The sequence below is a fragment of the Streptomyces platensis genome, from assembly GCF_008704855.1.
GTDB lineage: Bacteria > Actinomycetota > Actinomycetes > Streptomycetales > Streptomycetaceae > Streptomyces > Streptomyces platensis.
Genome location: NZ_CP023691.1, coordinates 2,333,361 through 2,357,499, shown reverse-complemented (window position 1 = coordinate 2,357,499; position 24,139 = coordinate 2,333,361). Strand labels below are relative to the sequence as shown.

29 protein-coding genes and 1 pseudogene are annotated in these 24,139 nt (G+C 72.7%); 22 read left to right on the top strand and 8 right to left on the bottom strand.

Annotation, left to right across the window (positions count from 1 at the left end; all coding sequences use genetic code 11):
- Window positions 1-9: 9 nt before the first annotated feature.
- Window positions 10-183 carry a hypothetical protein gene (locus CP981_RS37640; RefSeq protein WP_167536078.1) on the bottom strand — a complete coding sequence of 58 codons (174 nt, stop codon included), beginning with the start codon at window positions 181-183 and terminating at the stop codon, window positions 10-12.
- Window positions 184-459: 276 nt separating this feature from the next.
- Between CP981_RS37640 and CP981_RS10225 the strand changes: the two genes are divergently transcribed.
- The 4 genes and pseudogenes from CP981_RS10225 to CP981_RS10210 all read left to right on the top strand — a co-directional run.
- Window positions 460-1,752: an NYN domain-containing protein gene (locus CP981_RS10225; protein ID WP_085924879.1), complete on the top strand. Its 1,293-nt coding sequence runs from the start codon at window positions 460-462 to the stop codon at window positions 1,750-1,752.
- A gap of 161 nt (window positions 1,753-1,913) precedes the next feature.
- A complete protein-coding gene (locus tag CP981_RS10220) occupies window positions 1,914-2,846 on the top strand; it encodes an ABC transporter ATP-binding protein (RefSeq protein ID WP_244330020.1) in 933 nt (310 codons plus the stop codon).
- Between the two features lie 64 nt (window positions 2,847-2,910).
- Window positions 2,911-3,735, top strand: a complete 825-nt coding sequence (locus tag CP981_RS10215) for an ABC transporter permease (protein ID WP_229894162.1) — start codon at window positions 2,911-2,913, stop codon at window positions 3,733-3,735.
- A 68-nt stretch (window positions 3,736-3,803) separates the two neighbouring features.
- Window positions 3,804-4,424: pseudogene (locus CP981_RS10210) on the top strand (ABC transporter permease); the annotation flags it as partial.
- A gap of 183 nt (window positions 4,425-4,607) precedes the next feature.
- Here the strand turns inward: CP981_RS10210 and ybaK are convergent.
- The 3 genes from ybaK to CP981_RS10195 form a co-directional block, all read right to left on the bottom strand.
- Window positions 4,608-5,102, bottom strand: a complete 495-nt coding sequence (gene ybaK / locus CP981_RS10205; protein WP_085924875.1) for a Cys-tRNA(Pro) deacylase — start codon at window positions 5,100-5,102, stop codon at window positions 4,608-4,610.
- A 46-nt stretch (window positions 5,103-5,148) separates the two neighbouring features.
- Window positions 5,149-5,895: an LON peptidase substrate-binding domain-containing protein gene (locus CP981_RS10200; protein ID WP_085924874.1), complete on the bottom strand. Its 747-nt coding sequence runs from the start codon at window positions 5,893-5,895 to the stop codon at window positions 5,149-5,151.
- Window positions 5,896-6,173: 278 nt separating this feature from the next.
- Window positions 6,174-7,775: an oxidoreductase gene (locus tag CP981_RS10195; protein ID WP_085924873.1), complete on the bottom strand. Its 1,602-nt coding sequence runs from the start codon at window positions 7,773-7,775 to the stop codon at window positions 6,174-6,176.
- Between the two features lie 263 nt (window positions 7,776-8,038).
- Here CP981_RS10195 and hisD point away from each other — a divergent pair, with 263 nt between their 5' ends.
- Genes hisD through CP981_RS10145 form a run of 11 tightly spaced genes read left to right on the top strand, consistent with a single transcriptional unit; the run spans window position 8,039 to window position 14,974 of the window.
- Window positions 8,039-9,361 (top strand): histidinol dehydrogenase, encoded by a 1,323-nt coding sequence (gene hisD / locus CP981_RS10190; protein WP_085924872.1) that lies wholly within the window; start codon window positions 8,039-8,041, stop codon window positions 9,359-9,361.
- A gap of 8 nt (window positions 9,362-9,369) precedes the next feature.
- Window positions 9,370-10,488 (top strand): histidinol-phosphate transaminase, encoded by a 1,119-nt coding sequence (locus CP981_RS10185; protein ID WP_085924916.1) that lies wholly within the window; start codon window positions 9,370-9,372, stop codon window positions 10,486-10,488.
- Window positions 10,485-11,078 carry an imidazoleglycerol-phosphate dehydratase HisB gene (gene hisB / locus CP981_RS10180; RefSeq protein ID WP_085924871.1) on the top strand — a complete coding sequence of 198 codons (594 nt, stop codon included), beginning with the start codon at window positions 10,485-10,487 and terminating at the stop codon, window positions 11,076-11,078. Before CP981_RS10185 ends, hisB begins: the two co-directional genes overlap by 4 nt.
- A gap of 3 nt (window positions 11,079-11,081) precedes the next feature.
- Window positions 11,082-11,246 (top strand): hypothetical protein, encoded by a 165-nt coding sequence (locus tag CP981_RS37635; protein WP_167536077.1) that lies wholly within the window; start codon window positions 11,082-11,084, stop codon window positions 11,244-11,246.
- Entirely contained in the window at window positions 11,237-11,893 is a 657-nt protein-coding gene (gene hisH, locus CP981_RS10175) for an imidazole glycerol phosphate synthase subunit HisH (protein WP_085924870.1), read from the top strand. Before CP981_RS37635 ends, hisH begins: the two co-directional genes overlap by 10 nt.
- Before the next feature lie 8 nt (window positions 11,894-11,901).
- On the top strand, window positions 11,902-12,624 hold the full coding sequence (gene priA, locus CP981_RS10170) for a bifunctional 1-(5-phosphoribosyl)-5-((5-phosphoribosylamino)methylideneamino)imidazole-4-carboxamide isomerase/phosphoribosylanthranilate isomerase PriA (protein WP_085924869.1): 723 nt from the start codon (window positions 11,902-11,904) through the stop codon (window positions 12,622-12,624).
- A 21-nt stretch (window positions 12,625-12,645) separates the two neighbouring features.
- Window positions 12,646-13,053, top strand: coding sequence for a Rid family hydrolase (locus CP981_RS10165; protein ID WP_085924868.1), 408 nt, complete (start codon window positions 12,646-12,648; stop codon window positions 13,051-13,053).
- A complete protein-coding gene (gene hisF / locus CP981_RS10160; RefSeq protein ID WP_085924867.1) occupies window positions 13,050-13,814 on the top strand; it encodes an imidazole glycerol phosphate synthase subunit HisF in 765 nt (254 codons plus the stop codon). The genes CP981_RS10165 and hisF overlap by 4 nt, the downstream gene beginning before the upstream one ends.
- Before the next feature lie 26 nt (window positions 13,815-13,840).
- Window positions 13,841-14,110 carry an SH3-like domain-containing protein gene (locus CP981_RS39360; RefSeq protein WP_085924866.1) on the top strand — a complete coding sequence of 90 codons (270 nt, stop codon included), beginning with the start codon at window positions 13,841-13,843 and terminating at the stop codon, window positions 14,108-14,110.
- Window positions 14,103-14,387 (top strand): SH3-like domain-containing protein, encoded by a 285-nt coding sequence (locus CP981_RS39355; RefSeq protein ID WP_085924865.1) that lies wholly within the window; start codon window positions 14,103-14,105, stop codon window positions 14,385-14,387. Before CP981_RS39360 ends, CP981_RS39355 begins: the two co-directional genes overlap by 8 nt.
- Window positions 14,384-14,974: a nitrile hydratase subunit alpha gene (locus CP981_RS10145; RefSeq protein ID WP_085924864.1), complete on the top strand. Its 591-nt coding sequence runs from the start codon at window positions 14,384-14,386 to the stop codon at window positions 14,972-14,974. The genes CP981_RS39355 and CP981_RS10145 overlap by 4 nt, the downstream gene beginning before the upstream one ends.
- 1 nt (window position 14,975) lies before the next feature.
- Here the strand turns inward: CP981_RS10145 and CP981_RS10140 are convergent, their stop codons facing one another.
- Genes CP981_RS10140 through CP981_RS10130 form a run of 3 tightly spaced genes read right to left on the bottom strand, consistent with a single transcriptional unit; the run spans window position 14,976 to window position 18,374 of the window.
- Window positions 14,976-15,719 (bottom strand): succinate dehydrogenase/fumarate reductase iron-sulfur subunit, encoded by a 744-nt coding sequence (locus CP981_RS10140; protein WP_085924863.1) that lies wholly within the window; start codon window positions 15,717-15,719, stop codon window positions 14,976-14,978.
- A complete protein-coding gene (locus tag CP981_RS10135; RefSeq protein WP_085924862.1) occupies window positions 15,716-17,665 on the bottom strand; it encodes a fumarate reductase/succinate dehydrogenase flavoprotein subunit in 1,950 nt (649 codons plus the stop codon). Before CP981_RS10135 ends, CP981_RS10140 begins: the two co-directional genes overlap by 4 nt.
- A 1-nt stretch (window position 17,666) precedes the next feature.
- Complete coding sequence (locus tag CP981_RS10130) at window positions 17,667-18,374, bottom strand: succinate dehydrogenase (RefSeq protein ID WP_085924861.1); 708 nt, start codon at window positions 18,372-18,374, stop codon at window positions 17,667-17,669.
- Window positions 18,375-18,469: 95 nt separating this feature from the next.
- On the opposite strand from CP981_RS10130, the gene CP981_RS10125 reads away from it, so the two are divergent.
- Together CP981_RS10125 and CP981_RS10120 are read left to right on the top strand one after the other, a co-directional pair.
- A complete protein-coding gene (locus tag CP981_RS10125; protein WP_085924860.1) occupies window positions 18,470-19,366 on the top strand; it encodes a LysR family transcriptional regulator in 897 nt (298 codons plus the stop codon).
- A 101-nt stretch (window positions 19,367-19,467) separates the two neighbouring features.
- On the top strand, window positions 19,468-20,100 hold the full coding sequence (locus CP981_RS10120) for a TIGR03085 family metal-binding protein (protein WP_085924859.1): 633 nt from the start codon (window positions 19,468-19,470) through the stop codon (window positions 20,098-20,100).
- Between the two features lie 50 nt (window positions 20,101-20,150).
- Here the strand turns inward: CP981_RS10120 and CP981_RS37625 are convergent, their stop codons facing one another.
- Window positions 20,151-20,294 (bottom strand): hypothetical protein, encoded by a 144-nt coding sequence (locus tag CP981_RS37625; RefSeq protein WP_158092651.1) that lies wholly within the window; start codon window positions 20,292-20,294, stop codon window positions 20,151-20,153.
- 33 nt (window positions 20,295-20,327) lie between these two features.
- On the opposite strand from CP981_RS37625, the gene hisI reads away from it, so the two are divergent.
- The 5 genes from hisI to CP981_RS10095 all read left to right on the top strand — a co-directional run bounded on the left by hisI (window position 20,328) and on the right by CP981_RS10095 (window position 24,079).
- Window positions 20,328-20,717, top strand: a complete 390-nt coding sequence (gene hisI / locus CP981_RS10115) for a phosphoribosyl-AMP cyclohydrolase (RefSeq protein WP_042162200.1) — start codon at window positions 20,328-20,330, stop codon at window positions 20,715-20,717.
- A gap of 10 nt (window positions 20,718-20,727) precedes the next feature.
- Window positions 20,728-22,272, top strand: coding sequence for an anthranilate synthase component I (locus tag CP981_RS10110; RefSeq protein WP_085924858.1), 1,545 nt, complete (start codon window positions 20,728-20,730; stop codon window positions 22,270-22,272).
- Window positions 22,273-22,477: 205 nt separating this feature from the next.
- Window positions 22,478-23,143 (top strand): TIGR02234 family membrane protein, encoded by a 666-nt coding sequence (locus tag CP981_RS10105; RefSeq protein ID WP_085924915.1) that lies wholly within the window; start codon window positions 22,478-22,480, stop codon window positions 23,141-23,143.
- An 85-nt stretch (window positions 23,144-23,228) separates the two neighbouring features.
- The gene (locus CP981_RS10100) at window positions 23,229-23,474 is read left to right on the top strand and encodes an HGxxPAAW family protein (RefSeq protein WP_030988665.1); all 246 of its coding nucleotides are present in this window, start codon (window positions 23,229-23,231) and stop codon (window positions 23,472-23,474) included.
- Between the two features lie 164 nt (window positions 23,475-23,638).
- Window positions 23,639-24,079, top strand: a complete 441-nt coding sequence (locus CP981_RS10095; RefSeq protein ID WP_085924857.1) for a DUF2752 domain-containing protein — start codon at window positions 23,639-23,641, stop codon at window positions 24,077-24,079.
- The last annotated feature ends 60 nt before the right edge of the window (window positions 24,080-24,139 follow it).

Below are 24,139 nucleotides of genomic sequence, written 5' to 3'. Positions count from 1 at the left end.
CGGCAAAGGTCAGTTGTGGCCGAAGCGCCGCTGGTGCTTACGTGCCACATCCGCCGGGCTGCCCTGTGCCTGCGACCGCGCCTGGGACTGTGCCTCCAGGCTCGCCTTCTGGGCCTCCTGCTGGCCGCGCTCGGACGCGGATGCCTTCTGCTGACTGCGGTCCTGCTTCTTGTCCTTGGCCATGATCTTTGCCTCCTGAGGGGGGGAATCCGGGATCTGGGCCGGAACCAGACTGACATGGCAGACAGACGCCTGCATTTCGGGCAATTACCGTGCGTTATATGGTTGATCACGCACCGTGTACGACGCCCCCGCTGAATCCGCCACGCCGATGATCGAGTTCGGGCAGATAACGCCCGTACGGTCGGGCAGACTCGAAGGAAAGCCGAAGAACACTCGAGCCATGGGCCGAGCCGGGGGGCGACCGGACTTTCAGCACCTCAGGGAAGAGGGTGGAACGTGGATCGCTGCGTCGTCCTGGTGGACGCCGGATATTTGCTCGGTGCCGCCGCGAGTCTGCTCGCCGGAGAGCCCGCCCGTTCCAGGATCAGCGTCGACCATGCCGCCCTCATCCAGGGGCTGCGCCAGCGCGCCGAGGCGGAGACCGAACGCCCGCTGCTGCGGATCTACTGGTTCGACGGCGCCCCCGACCGCGTCCCGCAGCCCGAGCACCGCAGGCTGCGGGTGATGCCCCGGGTCACCGTCCGGCTGGGTGCCCTGACCCGCAGCGACGGCCGCTGGGCGCAGAAGGGCGTGGACGCCGCCATGCACGCCGAGCTGACCGAACTCGCCCGTAACCGCGCCTGCTCCGACATCGTGCTGGTCACCGGTGACGGCGATCTGCTGCCCGGACTGATGTCGGCGAAGGAGCACGGCGTCGCCGTCCATCTGTGGGCCGTGCAGGCCGCGGACGGCGACTACAACCAGTCCGAGGACCTGGTCGCCGAGGCCGATGAGCGGCGGGTGCTGGACCGCACCTGGATCACCCGCGCGGTCCGCGCCAAGGAACTCGGCGGCCCCTGCGCCCCGCCGCCGGTACCCCGCCCCGAGATCGCCGCGATCCTCTCCGCGCCACTGCCCGAGTCCGCGGCCGCGGCAGCCGCGGCGGCCGCCGCGGCCGGCCCGGAAGCCGCCGAGCACACCCATGAGCACAACGGCGCCAACGGCGTCTCCCACCCGGCGGCCGGTCCCGGGAGCGCAGCGGCCGCCGCCGACGGGCCCGGCGCCGGATCCAGGGTCGTGCCCACCCCCAAGGACCTGGCCGGCCTCGGCCGGGCACACGCCGCGGGCCAGCAGCCGGCCGGCGCGGGCGGGCCCGCCCCCGCGGCGGGCGCCACCCTGCGCTGGTCGTCCGACAAGGGCTGGGTCGAGCGCGGCGGCCCGGCCGGTGACCCGGACGGGGCCGCGGCCCTGCCCACCCTCGCCCAGCTCACCAGTGCCGAGCAGCGCTGGGCCGACCGCGAGGAGGACATCACCGCCGTCAGCGGCGACCCCTTCGAGGTCGGGCAGGTCTTCGCCCGCCGCTGGACCGACCGGCTCTCCGACGCCGCGCACCTTCAGCAGCTGTCCACGGAGTACCCCCGCATCCCGCACCGGATCGACGGTGAACTGCTGCGCTACGCCGCCCGCTTCGGACTGCTCGCCCACAAGGACGACCAGATCGACGAGCACGACCGCTATGCGATCCGGGCCGGTTTCTGGCGCGAGGTCGATCTGCGGACGGCCGCCGAGCACGCACCGGCCGGAGACTGACGGCCCGCGCCGCCCCGGGCCCGGCTCGCCCGCCGGAGCCCCGCGGCCCGGAGGCGGCCCGGGGACGCGTACCCTCATAGCTCGTGAGGACGGGCGCAAAACAGGTGGAGCGCGGAGTGCCGGTGTGCGCCGTGCGGGACCTGGTCAAGACATACCCCGCGATGCGCGGACGCCGCGGGGCGGCACAGGCGCCCGCCGTACGCGCCAGCGACGGCATCACCCTCGATGTCCACCGCGGCGAGATCTTCGGGCTGCTCGGCCCCAACGGCGCCGGGAAGTCCACCCTGGTGCGCCAGCTCACCGGACTGCTGCGCCCCGACTCCGGCGGGATCTCCGTCCTGGGCCACGACCTGGTGCGCCACCCGGAGCGGGCCGCCCGGCTGCTCGGCTACCTGGGGCAGGAATCCACCGCCCTGGACGAGATGACCGTGGCGCTGGCCGTGGAGACCACCGGCCGGCTGCGCGGGCTCGGGGCCCGCGAGGCGCGCGCCGAGCGGGACGCGGTGATCGACGAGCTGGGCCTCGCGGACCTCACCGGACGGGCCCTGAAGAAGCTCTCCGGCGGGCAGCGCCGGCTGGCCTGCTTCGCCACCGCGCTGATCGGCGAGCGGCCGCTGCTGGTGCTGGACGAGCCGACCACCGGGATGGACCCGGTCGCGCGGCGCGCCGTATGGGCCGCGGTGGACCGGCGGCGGGCCGAGCGCGGTGTCACGGTGGTGCTGGTGACGCATAACGTCCTGGAGGCCGAGAGCGTGCTCGACCGGGTCGCGGTGATCGACCGCGGCCGGGTCATCGCCTGTGACACGCCCGGCGGACTGAAGGAAATGGTGAGCGACGAGGTGCGGCTGGAGCTGGTGTGGCGCGACCGCCCGCCGCTGGACGTGCCCGAGGTCGCCGCCCTGGAGGCCGCCGCGCACGTCTCCGGCCGCCGCTGGACCCTCCGCCTGCCCGCCGACCGGGCCCGCGCCGCCGTCGCCGACGTCACCGCGGGCCCCGCCTTCGCCGCCCTCGACGACTTCACCCTTGCCACGCCGAGCCTGGAAGATGTCTACCTGGCCCTCGGCGGCCGTGCCGAGGGGCTGGTCAAGGCATGAACGGGGACCGGTCCGGCGGACGTATGCACGACCACGGGGGCAGCGAGGAAGGCGTGATGACAGCGTGAGTGTGGTTCCCGTGCAGGCGGTGGCCGGGGCGGCCCCGGCCACCGGGGTACGAGACGAGGAGGCGGCCGCGCCGCTGGCGCCGTCCGCCCGTCTGGTGCCCGCGCTGGTCGCCGTCTACCGAGCCCAGCTCTCCCGGGCCCGGGTCGCACGGATCCCGCTGCTGTTCGTCGCCACCTTCCAGTCCATCGGGATCATGGTTCTGCTGCGCGGGGTGGTCGACGGCGGCGAACCGGCGCGGTCGGTGGTGTCCGGCTCCAGCGTGCTGGTCGTCGCCTTCGTGGCGCTCAACCTCCTCGCCCAGTACTTCGGCCAGCTGCGGGCCGGCGGCGGGCTCGACCACTACGCCACGCTGCCGGTGCCGCCGGCCGCCGTGGTGCTCGGTGCCGCCGCGGCGTACGCCTCGTTCACCGTGCCGGGGACGGTGGTCACCGCGGTCACCGGCTGTGTGCTCTTCCAGCTGCCGATGTCCCATCTGTGGGTGCTGGCCGCGGTGCTCCCGCTCGCCGGGGCGGCGCTGGCCGGTCTCGGCGCGGCCCTCGGCCTGCTCGCCCCGCGCCAGGAACTCGCCACCCTCTGCGGCCAGTTGGGGATGTCGGCGGCGCTGCTGCTGGGCGTCCTGCCGGCCGAGCGGATGCCCGGGGTGATCGGCTGGGCCCGTGATCTGCTGCCGTCGACGTATGGCGTGGAGGCGCTGGCACGCAGCTTTGACCCGCACCCGGACTGGGTCGCGGTCGGCGCCGACCTGGGCGTCTGCGCGGCCGTCGGGGTGCTGTCGCTGGCCGTCGCCACCTGGGCCTACCGCCGGGCGGCGACCCGATGAACGGTGCCACCCCGCCGAACGGGCGTCCTGCTGCCGGTCCCACCAGCCCCACCTGGCACGATGACGGTGTGACCGCACCGCTGACGCCCCGCGACAACCAACCGCCCGAAGAGCCCCGGCACCCCGAGGCCGCGCCCGCCGCCGATCACGGTGGCCTCGGCGGCCCGGAGCTGGCCCGCGAGCTGCGTGAGGGTGCGCTGATCGCGCTCCTGGTCGCGGTGACCGGTGTGCTGCTCGGCCTGCTGTGGAACTGGCTCGCGCCGCATGTCCCGCTGGTCGCGGACACCCGCAACGTCTACCTCAAGAACACCGAGGGCGAGGAGTCGATCGGCGCGGACGGCACCTTCCTCCTGCTGGCCTTCGCGTTCGGTGTGCTCACCACCGCCGTGGTCTTCCTCTTCCGCCGGCGCGGCGGGATTCCGCTGGTCGTGGCGCTGGTCGTGGGCGGGCTGCTGGGCGCGACGCTGGGCTGGATGACGGGGATGTGGCTGGGCCCCACCCCGGACGTGGTGGCCCACGCCAAGCAGGTCGGCCCCGGTGTGGTCTTCGACGGCCCGCTGCGGTTGCAGGCCAAGGGCGCCCTGCTGGCGTGGCCGATGGGGGCGATGGTCACCCAGCTGGTGCTGTCCGCGCTGTTCGGACCGCGCGACCCGATGCCGGAGGCGCCGTACTGGCTCCAGGGGCAGCACGCCCAGCAGGCACCGCAGGACCGGGAGACCCCGCAGGCCCAGCAGGCACCACTGGCTCAGGAGACACCGCAGCAGGAGGTCCCGGACCGGCTGCGGGAGCACCACGACCGGAAGCCGCCCGCCGAGGGCTGAGCAACGCGGAACGCACGGGGCGGCCGGTCCACCGGCCGCCCCGCGCCGCGTTCAGCCGCGGGCGATCGGCGCGAGGTGCGCCCCCGTGAGCGCCACCAGGTCCTCAGGAGCCAGTTCGACCTCCAGCCCGCGCCGTCCGGCCGAGACACAGACCGTCGGCCGGCCCTCGGCCGAGGCGTCCACGACCGTGCGCAGCTGCTTGCGCTGCCCCAGCGGCGAGATGCCGCCGCGGACATAGCCGGTGCTGCGCTCGGCCGCCGCCGGATCGGCCATCGTGGCCCGCTTGCCGCCCACCGCGGCCGCCAGCGCCTTGAGGTCCAGCGACCCCGACACCGGGACCACGGCGACCGTCAGGGTGCCGTCGACGTCCGCCAGCAGGGTCTTGAACACCTGGTCCGGCGCGACACCGAGCGCCTCGGCGGCCTCCTCGCCGTACGACGGGGCGGCCGGGTCGTGCTCGTAGGAGTGCGTGGTGAACGGGACGCCGGCCGCGGTGAGGGCGACGGTCGCCGGGGTGCCGACGGACTTCTTGGACTTCTTCGCCAACGTCTTCGTGCCTCGCGTCAGGGGCCCGGCAGCGGGGGCCGCTCGTTCAGTTGGGGCTGGTCGGCTGCCGGGTCAGATCCACCGCCGGCAGCGACGGGAGCTTACCGAGCACCGCCGACTCCTGGCGAAGCAGTTTCAGCTCCTGCGCCAGCCGGGCCGCGGTGTCCGGCGCCTCCAGCAGCCGCTGCTTGGCGGGCACGTCCAGCACGGCCGCCGCGGCGACCAGGTACGACAGCACGGACGGGTCGGCCGGCAGATCCTGCCCGCTCGACAGGGTCCGCTCGTTCGCCCAGGCCAGCCGCTTCTGATAGGTCCGGAACGCCCGTACGACGCCGGAGGCCAGCGCGCCGGCGCCCTCGCCGTCGTCGTCCTCCAGTTCCTCCAGCTCACCGGTCAGATACGGCCCCGAGGCATCCACCGACAGCAGCCGGAAGCGGGTGGTGCCGGTGGCGAGGACCTCGTAGCCGGTGTCGTCGTCGGACGACTTCTCCCGGATGGTGGCCGCGTCGGCGATACAGCCCACGGTGTGGAACGCCTGCACCGGGTCGTCACCGAAGCCCGCCGCGGGACCGTCCGACGCGGGGACGGTGTTGTCGGGCATGCCCTGGGCGGTGGCGGCGACCTCCCGGCCGTCCCGGATCGCGATCACCGCGAAGCGGCGGTCGTCCTCGGGTACGGCGCTCAGATCGCGCATCATGGCCCGGTACCGCGCCTCGAAGACGTTCAGCGGGAGCACGAGTCCCGGGAACAGCACCGAGTTCAGCGGGAAGAGCGGTAGGCGCAGGGAGGTCACAGCCCGTAAGCCTAGACGCTGCGCTTGGCGGTGTTCCCACGTGGGCGGGAATCCCGCCGTGGTTCGTTTCGCTGTTGCGCCTGCGGCGGGCCGGGTCCGCTGCGCGGGGCTGTCGGGGTGCGGTGACGGGCCTCCGGGGTAGGGGTGTGGGACTGCTTCGCTTTACGTCCCACACCCCTACCCCTCCGGCCCGTCACCTCCCGTGGGTGGGTGGGGGAGAAGGCCGGTGGGGGTGGGCGTAGGTGGTCCGGTGCGGGTTGTCGGTCGTAGGGAACTGGCTATTGGCGTCGCAGCAGGCGGGAGGCGCCGGCGGCGACCGTTGTGGCCAGGACCCAGCCCGCGAGGATGAGTACCGCGGCTGCCCACTGTGCGCCGCCGCCCGGTTTCCACGCGGCGCTCTGGTTGAGGTCTATCACCGGCAGCAGGAGGTCGAGGGAGTAGAGGTACGGATTCCAGGGCGGTGCCTCGCCGGTCTTGAGGGGCGGTGGCGGGGACATCGAGAAGTAGATCGTGCCGATCGCCCACAGGATGGCCATCCACACCGCGGCCCGCCCCGGGCGGTAGCCGTAGGCCACCGTCCAGTCCTGGAGGAAGCCCCAGGTCTTCGCGGCCAGTGGCAGTGTCTCGCGGCGGCGCCGCTGCTTGGCCAGCAGCACCTCGCGGGCGTCGGCGTCCTCACCGGTGGTGCGCAGCGAGGCGGCGAGCATCTCGTACGGCTCGGGCGCGTACTCGGGGGTCGCCGCGGCCACCCACTGGAGCCGCAGCGAGAGCGGGAAGTGGCCGCGCGGGATCAGCGTCTCGTAGGCGAAGCCGGCCATCCACAGGCCGCCGAGCCCCGGCCAGCTCGCCGACTTGTCGACGAGATTGACCACCCGGGCGCCGGAGAGGATCACCCGGCCGCGCTGCGGGCGCTCGCCGAGGAACCGCAGCTCGGGCGTCTGGATACGGCGCAGCGACAGCTCCTGGTCGGACTCCATGATGAACCGGGCGTGCTCGAAGTCGACCGCGTCGCCGAACCGCCCGTCGTCCAGCCGCATCCCGCCCTCGCACTCGAAGCGCTGCACCCGAGTGCCGCGCGAGGGGGTGTAGGCGGTGCCGTACGGGGGAGTGGCGCCGCTGGAGAACGGGGAGTTGGGCAGCCCGGCGGCGGTCAGATAGAGGGTGCGCTCGACGGTCAGCTGCGGGGCGTTCAGGGCGCGGCGGCCGAAGGGGTTGCTCAGCCGGCTGCCGCGCAGGCTCAGCGACACCCCGATGGTGGCGCCGCGCAGCGACAGCTCCCCGTAGGACTCCAGCATCTCGGCCTGGAGGTCCTGGGTGACGGTCATCCCGTCCGCCATGATCGACCGGCCCTGGCGGTCCTTGTGCACCACGGTCTGATTGAGCATCAGGTCGGTGCCTATGTGGGCGTCGGTGAGCCGGATGCCGGAGTTCACCACGCAGCGCGGCAGATGGAGATCGCCCTCGGTGTGCAGCCGGGCCGCCTCCACCCGGGGTATCGCGCAGTTCACCAGCCGCAGGGTGGTGAAGCGGCTCTCGGGGAGCACCACCTCGGCCTCGAAGCGGCAGTCCCGCAGCTCCACGAATGGCTTGATCGTGCCGCCCGCAACGTCGAGAGTGTCCGTGATGTACGCGCCGGTGAGCTTGAGCGCGGAGACCCGGCCGGGTTGCGCGGGCGGCCCGTCGAGCAGCAGCAGTGCCACGACCCGGGCCCGCACCCGGCGCTCCGGGCCCCACAGATGCTGCCCGTGCGGATCGTCCCTGGCCGGATCGCCGATGTGCAGATCGCAGGTGCTGCCGTTGCGGAAGGCCTGCCACATGCTCCATTCCGCGGAGGTCAGCTGTAGCTCGGCCGGCGCGTCGCCGTCCGCGGGTTCGGTCACTGTGGGTCCCCCTTGCTCTCCCGTGGTGTGTCGCAACCTGTTCGGACGCAATTCGTGCACTGGTCGTGTTGCGTCCCGCAGGTCTCCCCGTACGCCGTCGTGAGGCCCTTGCCCGCCCCGTGACTGCTTGAACACGCGCGGTCAGGGCCAACTCCGGTCAACTTCGAACGGCCGGGTCACGGTGCGTCCGGGGTGTGCTCCGCTGTGTATCACTGAGTGATACGGCCGCTCGGGCGCCGGAGCGGGTCTGAGACACTGGGGGAGTGATCTCCCGAATCGATCTGCGCGGTGACGCCCTTCCCGAGGGCGGCGCCCTGCGCGACCTGCTGCCCCGTGCCGAGTTCGACGTGGAAGCCGCCCTGGAGAAGGTGCGGCCCATCTGCGAGGACGTACGCCATCGGGGCACCGCGGCGCTGATCGATTACGCGCGGCGGTTCGACGGTGTGGAGATCGAGCGGGTACGGGTGCCCGCCGAGGCCCTGCGGGACGCGCTCGACGGGCTCGACCCGGCCGTGCGCGCCGCCCTGGAGGAGTCCATCCGGCGCGCCCGGATCGTCCACCGCGAACAGCGCCGCACGGACGTGACCACCAAGGTCGTCCCCGGCGGCACGGTCACCGAACGCTGGGTGCCGGTCGAGCGGGTGGGCCTCTATGTCCCCGGCGGACTCGCGGTCTACCCGTCCTCCGTGGTCATGAACGTGGTCCCGGCGCAGGAAGCCGGTGTCGAGGGCATCGCCGTGACCTCCCCGCCGCAGAAGGAGTTCGGCGGCCGCCCGCACCCGACCATCCTCGCCGCCTGCGCCCTGCTCGGCGTCGACGAGGTCTACGCGGCCGGCGGCGCCCAGGCCATCGCGATGTTCGCCTACGGCACCGACGAGTGCCTGCCGGTCAACCTCGTCACCGGCCCCGGCAACATCTACGTCGCCTCCGCCAAGCGCCTGCTCAAGGGCCGGATCGGTATCGACGCCGAGGCCGGCCCCACCGAGATCGCGGTCCTCGCGGACGCCACCGCCGACCCCGAGCACGTCGCCGCCGACCTGATCAGCCAGGCCGAGCACGACACCCTCGCCGCCGCCGTGCTGGTCACCGACTCCGCCGAGCTCGCCGACGCCGTCGACGAAGCCCTCAAGCGGCAGGTCGCGGCCACCAAGCACATCGAGCGGATCACCGAGGCGCTGGGCGGCCGGCAGTCCGCGACCGTCCTCGTCGACGGCATCGACGAGGGCCTGCGGGTCGTGGACGCCTACGGCGCCGAACACCTGGAGATCCAGACCGCCGACGCCACCGCCGTCGCCGCCCGGGTCCGCAACGCCGGCGCGGTCTTCGTCGGCCCGTACGCCCCGGTCTCGCTCGGCGACTACTGCGCCGGCTCCAACCACGTGCTGCCCACCGGCGGCTGCGCCTGCCACTCCTCCGGCCTGTCCGTGCAGTCCTTCCTGCGCGGCATCCATGTCGTGGACTACTCGCGTGACGCGCTGGCCGAGGTCACCCACCATGTGGTGACCCTCGCCGAGGCCGAGGACCTCCCGGCCCATGGCGCCGCGCTGAAGGCCAGGTTCGACTGGAAGGTCCCGCAGAGCAAGTGAGCAGCCACGTGACCCGTATTGACGATCTCCCCATCCGGGACGAGCTGCGCGGCAAGTCGCCCTACGGCGCGCCGCAGCTGGACGTCCCGGTGCGGCTGAACACCAACGAGAACCCCTACCCGCTGCCCGAGCCGCTGGTCCGGCGGATCGCCGAGCGGGTGACCGAGGCCGCCCGGCAGCTCAACCGCTACCCCGACCGGGACGCGGTCGAGCTGCGCACCGAACTGGCCCGCTACCTCACCCACACCGCCGGCCACGAGGTCACCAAGGACCACGTATGGGCCGCCAACGGCTCCAACGAGGTCATCCAGCAGCTGCTCCAGACCTTCGCCGGCCCCGGCCGTACCGCCCTCGGCTTCGAGCCGTCGTACTCGATGCACGGGCTGATCTCCCGCGGCACCGGCACCGGCTGGAGCTCCGGCCCGCGCAACGACGACTTCACCATCGACGTCGAGGCGGCCACGGCGGTCATCGCCGAGCGGCGGCCCGACGTGGTCTTCATCTGCTCGCCGAACAACCCCACCGGCACCGCCGTCGAGGCCGCCACCGTGCTCGCGCTGTACGAGGCGGCGCAGGCGGCCCGCGCCGACGGGGCCGGGGCCCTGGTGGTGGTCGACGAGGCCTACGGCGAGTTCAGCCACCGGCCCTCGCTGCTGCCGCTGCTCGCGGGCCGGCCGAATCTGGTGGTCACCCGGACGATGTCCAAGGCCTTCGGCGCCGCCGGGCTGCGGCTGGGCTATCTGGCCGCCGACCCCGCCGTGGTCGACGCCGTCCAGCTGGTCCGGCTCCCGTACCACCTCTCGTCCGTCACCCAGGCCACCGCGCTGGCCGCGCTGGAGCACACCGAGACGCTCCTGAAGTATGTCGAGCAGCTCAAGACCGAGCGGGACCGCCTGGTCACCGAGCTGCGGGCGGCCGGCTGCCAGGTCGTCGACTCCGACGCCAACTTCGTGCAGTTCGGCCTCTTCGAGGATTCCCACGCCACCTGGCAGGCGATCCTCGACCACGGCGTGCTGGTCCGTGACAACGGCGTACCGGGCTGGCTGCGGGTCACCGCCGGCACCCCGGCCGAGAACGACGCGTTCCTCGACGCGGTTCGCGCAGTACTGAAGGAGAGCAAGCGATGACCCGCGTAGGACGCGTGGAGCGCACGACGAAGGAAACGTCCGTGCTCGTCGAGATCGATCTCGACGGCCGGGGCGACGTGGACGTGTCGACCGGTGTCGGCTTCTACGACCACATGCTCGACCAGCTCGGCCGGCACGGTCTGTTCGACCTCAAGGTCAAGACCGACGGCGATCTGCACATCGACACCCACCACACCATCGAGGACACCGCCCTCGCCCTGGGTGCCGCCTTCAAGCAGGCGCTCGGTGACAAGTCCGGGATCTACCGCTTCGGCAACTGCACCGTCCCGCTGGACGAGTCGCTGGCCCAGGTGACCGTCGACCTCTCCGGCCGCCCGTATCTGGTGCACACCGAGCCGGAGAACATGGCGCCGATGATCGGCTCCTACGACACGACGATGACCCGGCACATCTTCGAGTCCTTCGTCGCCCAGGCCCAGGTAGCGCTGCACATCCACGTGCCGTACGGCCGCAACGCCCACCACATCGTGGAGTGCCAGTTCAAGGCGCTGGCCCGGGCGCTGCGCTACGCCAGCGAGCGCGACCCGCGGGCGGCCGGCATCATCCCGTCCACCAAGGGAGCCCTGTAGCCCGTGAACGGTCTCTCCACCGTCTTCATCCTGCTCGGGCTCTTCCTCCTCGGCGGCGTCTACTCCTTCTGGAAGCAGCAGCTGCCCAAGGGCCTGATCGTGCTGTTGTCCGTGGGATCGGCGCTGTGTCTGGCCGCCGGTGTGCTCCGGTTGGAGGTATGGAATTGACCGCCTCGGCACCCCGTAAGAAGGTCGTCGTCCTCGACTACGGCTTCGGCAACGTCCGCTCCGCGGAGCGCGCCCTGGCGCACGTCGGCGCCGATGTGGAGATCACCCGGGACTTCGACCGGGCGATGAACGCCGAGGGGCTGCTGGTCCCCGGCGTCGGCGCGTTCGCCGCCTGTATGGCCGGGCTGAAGGAGGCCCGCGGTGACTGGCTGGTGGGCCGCCGGCTGGCCGGCGGCCGCCCCGTCATGGGCATCTGCGTCGGCATGCAGATCCTCTTCGGCCGTGGCATCGAGCACGGTGTGGAGACCGAGGGCCTGGACGAGTGGCCCGGCACGGTCGGCCCGCTCAAGGCCGACATCGTCCCGCACATGGGCTGGAACACCGTCGAGGCCGCCGAGGGCTCACAGCTCTTCGCCGGTCTGCCCGCCGACGCCCGCTACTACTTCGTGCACTCCTACGCGGTGCACGACTGGGAGCTGGAGGTCGGCAACCCGCACATCGCCGCGCCCAAGGTCACCTGGGCCACGCATGGCGCGCCCTTCGTGGCCGCGGTCGAGAACGGCCCGCTGTGGGCCACCCAGTTCCACCCCGAGAAGTCCGGCGACGCCGGCGCCCAGCTCCTGACCAACTGGATCAACACCCTGTGAGCCCCCTGATGCCGAAGCTCGAACTCCTCCCCGCCGTCGATGTCCGCGACGGCCAGGCCGTCCGCCTCGTCCACGGCGAGTCCGGCTCCGAGACCTCCTACGGCGACCCGCTGGAGGCGGCCCTCGCCTGGCAGCGGTCCGGCGCCGAATGGCTGCATCTCGTCGACCTCGACGCGGCCTTCGGCACCGGCGACAACCGGGCGCAGATCGCCGAGGTCGCCCGCTCCATGGACATCAAGGTCGAGCTGTCCGGCGGCATCCGCGACGACGACACGCTCGCCGCCGCCCTCGCCACCGGCTGCCGCCGGGTCAACCTGGGCACCGCCGCGCTGGAGACCCCCGAATGGGTCGCCAAGGTCATCGCCGAGCACGGGGACCAGATCGCGGTCGGTCTGGACGTGCGCGGGACGACGCTGCGCGGCCGCGGCTGGACCCGCGACGGCGGCGACCTCTACGAGACGCTGGCCCGGCTCGACGCCGAGGGCTGCGCCCGCTATGTCGTCACCGACATCAACAAGGACGGCACCCTCCAGGGCCCCAACCTCGAACTGCTGCGGAACGTCTGCGCGGCCACCGACCGGCCCGTGGTCGCCTCCGGCGGCGTGTCCTCGCTCGACGACCTGCGGGCGCTGGCCACGCTGGTGCCGGAAGGTGTCGAGGGCGCGATCGTCGGCAAGGCGCTCTATGCGAAGGCGTTCACCCTCGAAGAGGCGCTGGCGGCAGTGTCGTAACAGCGGACGAAAGGCGGCGTGATGACCATCGAGCGCGTACGGACCGGCGGTCCCTGGGAAGAGAAGATCGGCTTCGCACGCGCCGTGGCGGCCGGCGACCGGGTCCTGGTCGCCGGCACGATGCCGCTGATCGACGGCGTCCTCCAGGGGGAGGGCGACCCCTATGTGCAGACCAAGGTCGCCCTCGCCAACGCCCTGGAGGCCCTCACCCCCTTCGGCCTCGGCGCCGAAGCGGTCCTCCGCACCCGTCTGTACCTCACCCATCTGCGCGACGTGGACGCGGCCGGCCGCGCCCACCGGGAGCTGTTCGCCGCGGCGCCGCCGGCCTCGACCCTGGTCGTGGTCTCCGGCTTCGTCGACTCCCGCGTCCTGGTCGAAGTGGAACTGGAAGCTTTCCGAGAAATGTCAGAGAGGCCTGAAGCGACATGACCCTGGCGGTCCGAGTCATCCCTTGCCTGGACGTCGACAACGGCCGGGTCGTCAAGGGCGTCAACTTCCAGAACCTGCGGGACGCCGGCGACCCCGTCGAGATGGCGAAGATCTACGGGGACGAGGGCGCCGACGAGCTGACCTTCCTCGACATCACCGCCTCCTCCGGCAACCGCGAGACCACCTATGACGTGGTCCGCCGCACCGCCGAGCAGGTCTTCATCCCGCTGACCGTCGGCGGCGGCGTCCGCACGCCCGAGGACGTCGACAAGCTGCTGCGGGCCGGCGCCGACAAGGTCGGGGTCAACACCGCCGCCATCGCCCGCCCCGACGTGATCCGCGAGATCGCCGAGCGCTTCGGCAGCCAGGTCCTGGTCCTCTCGGTCGACGCCCGCCGTACCGACGCGGGCACCCCGTCCGGCTACGAGGTCACCACCCACGGCGGCCGACGCGGCACCGGTATCGACGCCGTCGAATGGGCCCACCGCGCCGCCGAGCTGGGCGCCGGCGAGATCCTGCTGAACTCCATGGACGCCGACGGCACCAAGGACGGCTACGACGTGGCGATGATCGAGGCGGTCCGCAAGCACGTCACCATCCCGGTGATCGCCTCCGGCGGCGCCGGCACGCTGGACGACTTCGCCCCGGCCGTCGCCGCCGGCGCCGACGCGGTGCTGGCCGCCTCCGTCTTCCACTTCGGCGATCTGCGCATCTCCCAGGTCAAGGACGCCCTGCGGGGAGCGGGTCACCCCGTGCGCTGACGGCGGTGCGGGCCTAGGCTCGGGCCATGAGCCGTGTCAACGATGTGGGTGGCCAGGCCGGGTTCGGGGCCCTGGAGATCGAGGCGGACGAGCCGCCGTTCCATGCGGACTGGGAGGCGCGGGTCTTCGCGCTGAACGCCGTGCTGGTGCGGAACGGGGTCTACCGGCTCGACCAGTTCCGGGACGCCGTCGAGCGGATGGCCCCGCAGGAGTATCTGGCGGCGTCGTACTACGAGCGCTGGCTGCACGCGATCGAGACGCTGCTCGCCGAACGGGGGCTGCTCGGCGATGGCTGACTTCCGGGCGGGGGAGCGGGTGCGGGTGCGCGCCGTCGACCCGGAGGGGCACACCCGGGTGCCGCGGTATGTGCGCGGCCAGGTGGGGCGGATCGTCGAGTGCCAGGGGCGCTGGGCGCTCGCCGACGAGTGCGCGGCGGGCATCGCCGAACCACGCGTCGAGCCCGTCTACACCGTGGCCTTCGCCGCGGGTGATCTGTGGGGCGAGGGCGGTCACGAGGTCACGGTCGACCTCTGGGAGTCGTACATCGAGCGGGTACGGGAGGACGGCGCATGAGCGGCGAGCACACGAGTACACCGGTGGCGGCGCGGGTCAGGCGGCTGGAGGCGCGGCTGACCGAGGCCGGAGTGGTCACCGAGGAGCAGCTGGACGCGGCACTCGCCGCGATGCTGAAGGGGGCCTCGCCGGTCAACGGGGCGCGGATCGTGGCGCGCGCCTGGACCGACCCGGGGTTCCGGGAACGGCTGCTGGCCGACGCGAACGCGGCGCTGCCCGAAGTGGGGCTCTCGATGGCGGGCGGTATCCAGGAGCAGCGGCTCAAGGTCGTCGAGAACACCGCCACCACGCACCATGTCCTCGTGTGCACGCTGTGCTCCTGCTATCCGATCGGGCTGCTGGGGCCCTCGCCGTCCTGGTACAAGAGCGAGGCCTACCGCTCGCGGGTGGTGCGCGAACCCCGCGCGGTGCTAGCCGAGTTCGGGCTGGAGCTGCCCGGCGACACCACGATCACGGTGTGGGACTCCAGCGCGGAGAGCCGCTATATGGTCCTGCCGCGGCGGCCCGAGGGCACCGAGGGACGGAGCGAGGCGGAGCTGGCCGCGCTCGTCACCCGGGAGGGGCTCATCGGGACCGCCGCGGTCTGACTCAGCGGCCCTTCCGCGCCGCCCGCAGGAACTCACGGTTCATCGCCGTGATGCTGAACAGCGGGATGCCCTTGGGGCAGGCGGTGGCGCACTCGCCGGCGAGGGTGCAGCCGCCGAAGCCCTCCTCGTCCATCTGCGCCACCATGTCCAGCACCCGGGTCCCGCGCTCGGGCGCGCCCTGCGGCAGCACATTGAGATGGTTCACCTTGGCGGAGGTGAACAGCATCGCGGCACCGTTCGGGCAGGCCGCCACGCAGGCCCCGCAGCCGATGCACTCGGCGTGCTCGAACGCGAAGTCGGCGTCCGGCTTGGGCACGGGGGTGGCATGGGCCTCGGGCGCGGCCCCGGTCGGCGCGGTGATGTAACCGCCGGCCTGGATGATCCGGTCGAAGGCGGAGCGGTCGACGACCAGGTCCTTGACGACCGGGAACGCCGCGGCGCGCCACGGCTCGATGTCGATGGTGTCGCCGTCCCGGAAGGACCGCATGTGCAGCTGGCAGGTCGTTGTCCGCTCCGGGCCGTGCGCCGCGCCGTTGATGACGAGTGAGCAGGCGCCGCAGATGCCCTCGCGGCAGTCGTGGTCGAAGGCGACCGGGTCGTCACCGCTGAGGATCAGCTCCTCGTTGAGGGTGTCGAGCATCTCCAGGAACGACATGTCCGGTGAGATGCCGTCGATCTCGTAGGTGGACAGGGCGCCGTCGGCGCCGGCGTTCCGCTGGCGCCAGACGCGCAGGGTGAGCCTCATGCGTAGCTCCGCTGGGTGGGGTGGACGTACTCGAAGACCAGGTCTTCCTTGTGGAGGACGGGGGCCGCGCCGGTGGCGGTGAACTCCCAGGCCGCGGCGTAGGAGAACGCCTCGTCGCGGCGCGCGGCCTCGCCGTCCGGGGTCTGCGACTCGGCGCGGAAGTGGCCGCCGCAGGACTCGGCCCGGTGCAGCGCGTCGAGGCACATCAGCTCGGCGAGCTCCAGGTAGTCCACGATGCGGTTGGCCTTCTCCAGGGACTGGTTGAACTCTTCGCCGGTGCCGGGCACCTTGAGGCGGCGCCAGAACTCCTCGCGGATCTGCGGGATCCGGTCGAGGGCCTTGCGCAGACCGGCGTCGGTGCGGGCCATGCCGCAGAACTCCCACATCAGCTCGCCGAGTTCCCGGTGGAAGGAGTCGGGCGTACGGTCCCCGCCGACGGCGAGCAGCCGCGCCAGCCGGTCCTCCGTCTCCCGTACCGCCCCGGTGACCGCCGGGTGACCGGCGGAGACCTCGTCGTGGTGCGGGTGGCGCGCCAGGTAGTCGTTGATGGTGGACGGCAGGACGAAGTAGCCGTCGGCCAGCCCCTGCATCAGCGCGGACGCGCCGAGCCGGTTCGCCCCGTGGTCGGAGAAGTTGGCCTCACCGATCGCGAAGAGGCCCGGGACGGTGGTCTGGAGGTCGTAGTCGACCCACAGTCCGCCCATCGTGTAGTGCACGGCGGGGTAGATCCGCATCGGCACCTCGTACGGGTCCTCCGCGGTGATCCGCGCGTACATCTCGAAGAGGTTGCCGTACTTCTCCTCGACCTTTGCCCGGCCCAGGCGCGCGATGGCGTCCGCGAAGTCGAGGTAGACGCCCTGTCCGCCGGGGCCGACACCGCGGCCCTCGTCGCAGACGTTCTTCGCGGCGCGGGAGGCGATGTCCCGCGGCACGAGGTTGCCGAAGGACGGGTAGGTGCGCTCCAGGTAGTAGTCGCGCTCGTCCTCGGGGATCTCGGCGGGCGGGCGGGTGTCGCCCTGGGCCTTCGGCACCCAGATCCGGCCGTCGTTGCGCAGCGACTCGCTCATCAGCGTCAGCTTCGACTGATGGTCGCCGGTGCGCGGGATACAGGTCGGGTGGATCTGGGTGAAGCAGGGGTTGGCGAGGTAGGCGCCCCGGCGGTGGGCCCGCCAGATCGCGGTGGCGTTGGAGTTCATGGCGTTCGTCGAGAGGTAGAAGACGTTGCCGTAGCCGCCGGACGCGAGGACCACGGCGTCCGCGAAGTAGGTGTCGATCCTCCCGGTGACGAGGTCGCGGGCGACGATGCCGCGGGCCCGGCCGTCGACGACGATCAGGTCGAGCATCTCGGTCCGCGGGTGCAGCTCCACGTTCCCGGCGGCGATCTGCCGCGACAGCGCCTGGTAGGCACCGAGCAGCAGCTGCTGCCCCGTCTGCCCGCGGGCGTAGAAGGTCCTGGACACCTGGACGCCGCCGAAGGAGCGGGTGTCGAGCAGACCGCCGTACTCCCGCGCGAAGGGGACGCCCTGGGCGACGCACTGGTCGATGATCTCGACGGAGATCTGCGCGAGCCGGTGCACGTTCGACTCGCGGGCCCGGAAGTCGCCGCCCTTGACGGTGTCGTAGAACAGCCGGTGGACCGAGTCGCCGTCGTTGCGGTAGTTCTTCGCCGCGTTGATGCCGCCCTGCGCGGCGATCGAGTGGGCGCGGCGCGGCGAGTCCTGATAGCAGAACTGGACGACGTGGTAGCCCTGTTCGGCGAGCGTGGCACCGGCCGAGCCGCCCGCGAGACCGGTGCCGACCACGATCACGGTGTGCTTGCGGCGGTTGGCGGGGTTGACGAGCTTCGCCTCGAAGCGCCGCTTGTCCCAGCGCCCGGCGACCGGCCCGCCCGGCGCCTTGGTGTCGGAGACCGGCTCCCCGGTCGCGTAGTTGGCATAAGAGGTCATGTCAGCTCACCACTCCGGTCATGACGGCGACGGGTACGGAGATGAAGCCCACGGTCAGCACCAGCGCGAGGACCTGGGCGAGGGTCTTCAGCAGGCGTTCGCGGGTCCGGCTGCCGACGCCGAGCGTCTGCGCGGCGCTCCAGAAGCCGTGCCGGATGTGCAGCCCGAGGGCGAGCATCGCGACGAGGTAGATGACGTTGCCGTACCAGGTCGAGAAGGTGTCCAGGACGTTCTGGTACGGATGGCCCGGCTGGAAGCCGCCCGCGTGCACGGTGCCGGTGGTCAGGTCGAGGACATGCCAGACGATGAACAGACCGAGGATGATCCCGCCCCACCGCATGGTGCGGGTGGCGTAGCTGCTGCGGGCCTTCTTGTGCGCGTAGCGGCTGGGCCGCGCCCTGAGGTCGCGGCGGCTGAGCTGGTAGGCGGACGTGGCATGGGCGACGACGGCGGCCACGAGGACCACCCGGACCAGCCACAGCGTCCACTCCTCGTGCATGAACGGTTCCCCGACGACGCGCAGCCAGTGGGCGTAGCCGTTGAACTCGTCCGCCCCGAAGAAGATCTTCAGGTTGCCGATCATGTGGACGACCAGGTAGAGCAGCATGACCAGCCCGCTCACGGCCATCACCGTCTTCTTGCCGACGGTCGAGCCCCACAGCAGAGCCGCGAAGGACGTCCGTCGGTCCGTCCGTGTGTCCAGTGCCATGGGTCCCGACGGTAAGGACCAGGTGGTCCATCAGTCCAAGACATGGTTCGGCTCATCTCCATAGGTGCTGCCTATCGATGGCTTACCGTCGTCGTATGCAGTTGCAGCAGCTCCGCTACTTCGCCGCCGTGTCCGACACCCGGCACTTCACCCGCGCCGCCGAGCGCGAACATGTCGCCCAGCCCTCCCTGTCCCAGCAAATCCGCGCCCTGGAACGGGAGCTGGGAGCGGAGCTCTTCCACCGGGCCCGCGGCCACATCACCCTCACCGACGCCGGCGAGACGCTGCTGCCGTTCGCCCGGCGCATCCTCGCCGACGCCGAGACCGCCCGCCGCGAGGTCCAGGAGGTCGCCCGGCTGCGCCGCGGCCGGCTCCGCCTCGGCGCCCCGCCCAGTCTCTGCGCCAGCCTCGTCCCCGACGTCCTGCGCGCCTTCCACGCCGGCTACCCGGGCGTGGACCTGATCGTCACCGAGGACGGCTCGCAGGACCTGGTCCGGGCGCTGGCCGACGGCGCCCTGGACCTGGCCCTGATCATCACCCCGCTGCCGCTCCAGGCCCCCGCCCTGACCACCTCCGAGCTGCTGCGCGAGGAACTCGTCGTGGTGTCCGCGCCCGACCTCCCCGCCCCCGTCGGCCGGCGCACCCGCATCCGGGTGGAGGATCTGCGCGGCCGGCCGCTGGCCATGTTCCGCCGCGGCTACGACCTGCGGGAATTCACCACCGCGGCCTGCCGGGCGGCCGGCTTCGAACCGGCCTTCACCGTCGAGGGCGGCGAGATGGACGCGGTCCTCGGCTTCGTCCGCGCCGGGCTGGGCGTCGCCGTGGTGCCCAGCATGGTCGCCGAGCGCTCCGGCCTGCGGATCACCCGCTTCTCGACGCCCGGAATGCACCGCGTGGTGTCCGTCGCCCACCGGGGCGATGTCTCCCCGCCGCGCGCCGCCCGGGAGCTGGCCCGCATCCTGATGGAGCATGTGGACCCGGGCGCGTCCTGACCGGGGGCGGGCCCGGCGGCCGGGACGAGCGGGCGGCCACCGGCGCGGGCCCCGGGCGCGGCCCCGTGGCAGGGGTGCGAGGCCGGTCGTAGGCTGGCCGCATGTCGACCCATGCGAAGCGTGAACGGCTCCTTCTCGCCGACTTGTTGGAGAGCGCCGGCCCCGAGGCGCCGACGCTGTGTGAGAACTGGCGCGCGCGGGACCTGGCCGCGCACGTAGTGGTGCGCGAGCGGCGCGCCGACGCGGCCGGCGGACTCCTCGTCAAACCGCTGGCCGCCCGGCTGGAACGGGTCCAGGCGGAGTTCGCCGGCAAGCCGTACGAGGAGCTGATCCACCTGATCAGGACCGGCCCGCCGCGGATGTCGCCGTTCGCCCTGAAGCAGATCGACGAGGCGTCCAACACCGTCGAGTTCTACGTCCACGCCGAGGACGTCCGGCGCGCCCAGCCGGACTGGGCGGCGCGCGAGCTGGACCCCGTGTTCGCGGACGCCCTGTGGTCCAGGATCGAGCGGATGGCCCGGGTGCTCGGCCGGAAATCGCCGGTGGGCCTGGTGCTGCGGCGGCCCGACGGGCGGACCGCGGTGGCCCATCGCGGCACCCCGGTGGTCACCGTCGTCGGCGAACCGGGCGAACTGACCATGTTCGCCTTCGGCCGCCAGGAGGTCGCCGATGTGCAGCTGGACGGCGACAAGGAGGCGGTCGACCTGGTGACGGCGGCGAAGCTGGGCGTGTGAACCCGGCCCCCGCCCCGTAGCCGCGCGCTACGAGGACCCATAGCCACGCGCTACGAGCGGAGCACCACCACCGCGACCACCACGGCCACCACCACCGCCGCCGCGAAGACCGCACCCAGGACCCGTGCCGCGACCCGCGCGGCGCGGTCCGGGTCCGGCGGCGGTGGCGGCGCGGACGGCTGCTGAGGATGCATAAAGGCAGGATGCCGCACGGCACAATGGAGACCATGAGCAGCCGCGCCACCACCCCGGACACCACCCCCGCCCTCGACCCCGCCATCGCCGCCCGCCTCAAGCGCGGCGCCGACGGCCTGGTCCCGGCCATCGCCCAGCAGTACGACACCGGCGAGGTGCTGATGCTCGGCTGGATGGACGACGAGGCGCTGCGCCGCACCCTGACCACCGGCCGCTGTACGTACTGGTCCCGCAGCCGCCAGGAGTACTGGGTCAAGGGCGATACTTCCGGCCACGTCCAGCATGTGAAGTCGGTGGCGCTGGACTGCGACGCCGACACCGTCCTGGTCCGGGTCGACCAGGTCGGCGCCGCCTGCCACACCGGCGACCGCACCTGCTTCGACGCGGACGTTCTGACCACCCGGGACGCCCGGGACCAGTAGGCTCCGCGCCATGACCACGGGAACCACCGGCACCGCCCTTCCGGACCTCGACACCTTCCGCACCCTCGCCAAGGACCGGCGGGTCATCCCCGTCACCCGGCGGCTGCTCGCGGACGGCGACACACCGGTCGGGCTCTACCGCAAACTCGCCGCCGAACGCCCCGGCACCTTCCTCCTGGAATCCGCCGAGAACGGCCGTACGTGGTCGCGCTACTCCTTCATCGGCGTCCGCAGCGCCGCCACCCTCACCACCCGCGACGGGCAGGCGCACTGGCTCGGCACCCCGCCCGTCGGCGTGCCCACCGACGGTGACCCGCTCGCCGTCCTGCGCGCCGCCGTCGAGACCCTGCACACCCCCCGGGACCTCATCGAGGGCGAGGGGCTGCCGCCGTTCACCGGCGGCATGGTCGGCTACCTCGGCTACGACATCGTGCGCCGCCTGGAGAAGATCGGCGAGCAGACCACCGACGACCTCCGGCTGCCCGAACTCACCATGCTGCTCACCTCGGACCTCGCCGTCCTCGACCACTGGAGCGGCACCGTCCTGCTGATCGCCAACGCGATCAACCACAACGACCTCGACACCGGTATCGACGAGGCCTACGCGGACGCGGTGGCCCGCCTGGACACCATGGCCGACGACCTCGCCCGGCCCGCGCCCGCCAGTGCCGCCGCGCTGCCGCCGTCCGAGGTCCCGCCGTACACCGCCAAGTGGGGCGGCGCGGCCTACCAGGACGCCGTCGAGGACATCAAGGAGCGCATCCGGGCAGGAGAGGCCTTCCAGGTCGTGCCCTCCCAGCGGTTCGAAACCCCGTGCACGGCGAGCGCGTTGGACGTCTACCGGGTGCTGCGGGCCACCAACCCCAGCCCGTACATGTACCTCTTCCGCTTCGAGGGCCCCGACGGCGGCGAGGACGGCGCCTTCGACGTGGTGGGCTCCAGCCCCGAGGCGCTGGTGAAGGTCGAGGACGGCCGGGCCATGGTCCACCCCATCGCCGGAACCCGCCCGCGCGGCGCCTCCGTCCAGGAGGACCAGGCCCTGGCGGACGAGCTGATGGCCGACCCCAAGGAGCGCGCCGAGCATCTGATGCTGGTCGACCTGGGCCGCAACGACCTGGGCCGGGTCTGCGAACCGGGCAGTGTCGAGGTCGTCGACTTCATGTCCGTCGAGCGCTACAGCCACGTGATGCACATCGTCTCGACGGTCACCGGGCAGGTCGCGCAGGGCCGTACCGCCTTCGACGTGCTCACCGCCTGCTTCCCCGCGGGCACCCTCTCCGGCGCCCCCAAGCCGCGCGCCCTCCAGATCATCGAGGAGCTGGAGCCGTCCCGGCGCGGCCTGTACGGCGGCTGTGTCGGCTATCTCGACTTCGCCGGCGACTCCGACACCGCCATCGCGATCCGCACCGCCCTGCTGCGCGACGGCACCGCCTACGTCCAGGCGGGCGCCGGGGTCGTCGCCGACTCCGACCCGGTGGCCGAGGACACCGAGTGCCGCAACAAGGCGGCCGCGGTGCTGCGCGCCGTGCACACCGCCAACCACCTGGGGAGGTAGCCCGCCGAGGGGTGGTCCACCGGGCGGGACCACCAACGGCTCCTGCCCCGGTCCACCCCGACGCGGGGTGCCCCGAGTGCCCAACAAGGCGGCCGCGGTGCTGCGCGCCGTGCACACCGCCAACCACCTGGGCAGGTAACGGGCCGGTCACCCGCAGCACCCCCGCGCACCGGCCCCCGGCGGCCGGTGCGCGATAGTGGTACGCGTGAGTGCCGCATCCCAGACCCCCACCGACACCGCGCCGCAGGGCGATTCCGGGCCCCCGCCGGCCAGGCCCGCGCGCCGCGCGCACCGCAGCCTCGCCCTGGCGCTGCTGGCCGGGGCGGCGGGCGCCGCCCTGGCGCTGCTGGCCTCCGGCCGCACCTGGGCCGAGGGCTCCGCGGTGCTGGCCCAGGGCGAGTTGCCGCGCACGGTGACCGGCGCCGATGTGACCGGCGTGCCCGGCGCGCTGGCCGTCGTCGGCCTGGCCGCGCTGGTCGCCGTCTTCGCGGTCCGCCGGGCCGGCCGCATCGCGGTCGCCGCCCTCCTCACGCTCAGCGGTGTGGGCATCGCCGTCGCCGCCGTACTGGGCAACTCCGACACCTCGGCGCTGCGCGAGAAGGCCGCCACCGCGGTCGGGCTGACCGGAACCGATGTGCATCACGTCACCCACACCGGATGGCCATGGGTGGCCGCGGCCGGCGGTCTGCTGCTGCTGGTCGCCGGGCTGCTGGCGCTGGTGTACGGACGCCACTGGCCTGCGATGTCGGGCAAATACGAGCGCACGCCCGGCGGCGGCCGGGGCCCGCGGCGGACACCGGCCCCGCCGGATCTGGACCGCCCCGAGGAGATCTGGAAGTCCCTGGACCGCGGTGAGGACCCCACCCGGTAAAGGGGTTCCCTCCGGCATCGGTGACAATGGGCCGAGCGGATCATCGCGCCCCGACCCCGGCGCGACAGAGCATCGAGGAGCATTCATGTCGAGCAGTGGCCACGGACACACCCCCGCCGCCTGGACCGGCGTCATCATCTCGTTCATCGGCTTCTGTGTGGCCGGAGCCTTCATCGTGCTGGCGAACGTGCCGGGCTTCTGGGCCGGTATGGCGCTGATCGGCCTCGGTGCCGTCGTGGGCGGTCTGATGCGCATGGCCGGTCTGGGCTCGGAGCCCAAGCGCGCCGCCAAGCCGCGCCCCCAGGCGCAGGCGCAGCCGCAGGAGGGCTGAGCCCCCGCTCCCGTGGCGCCGGGGTCCGGCGCCACTCCCGCAGCACCCCCGAAGGCGCCGCTTCCCGGCCCGTACGCACCGTGGTGCCGTACCCGCCGTCCGTGACCGTTCCGTACGGCGGCCGAGAAGCTGCGCCTTCGCCTGTCCGGCCGGACAATCGGCACGTGAGCCAACCCGCGGCCCGGCCCGACGCCTCCCCGCGCGGTGGTCTGCCGCGCCGCCTCGTGGCGCCCCTCGGCGCCCTGGCCGCCGCCACCGCCGCCTTCGCCGTCCTCGGCGCCGTCGACCCGAACGAGCCCGGCCACTACCCCGTGTGCCCGCTGCTGCACCTCACCGGCGTCTACTGCCCGGCCTGCGGCGGGCTGCGCAGCGCCCATGCCGTCGCGCACGGTGACCTCATCGGGGCGCTGGGCGCCAACGCCCTCGCGGTGGCCGGGTACGCCGCCTGTGCGGTCTTCTGGGCGCTCTGGCTGGGCAATGCGGTCCGCGGGCGCCGCACGGCGGGACCACGGCCGCGAGCCGTCCACTGGTGGGCGCTGGGCGGGCTGCTGCTGGTCTTCACGGTCGTCCGCAACCTCCCCTTCGGCAGCGGGCTCGCACCGTGACCCCGCAGCCGTGCGGACCCGGCGCCACCGGCTCCGCAGCATCCGCAGCATCCGCAGAAG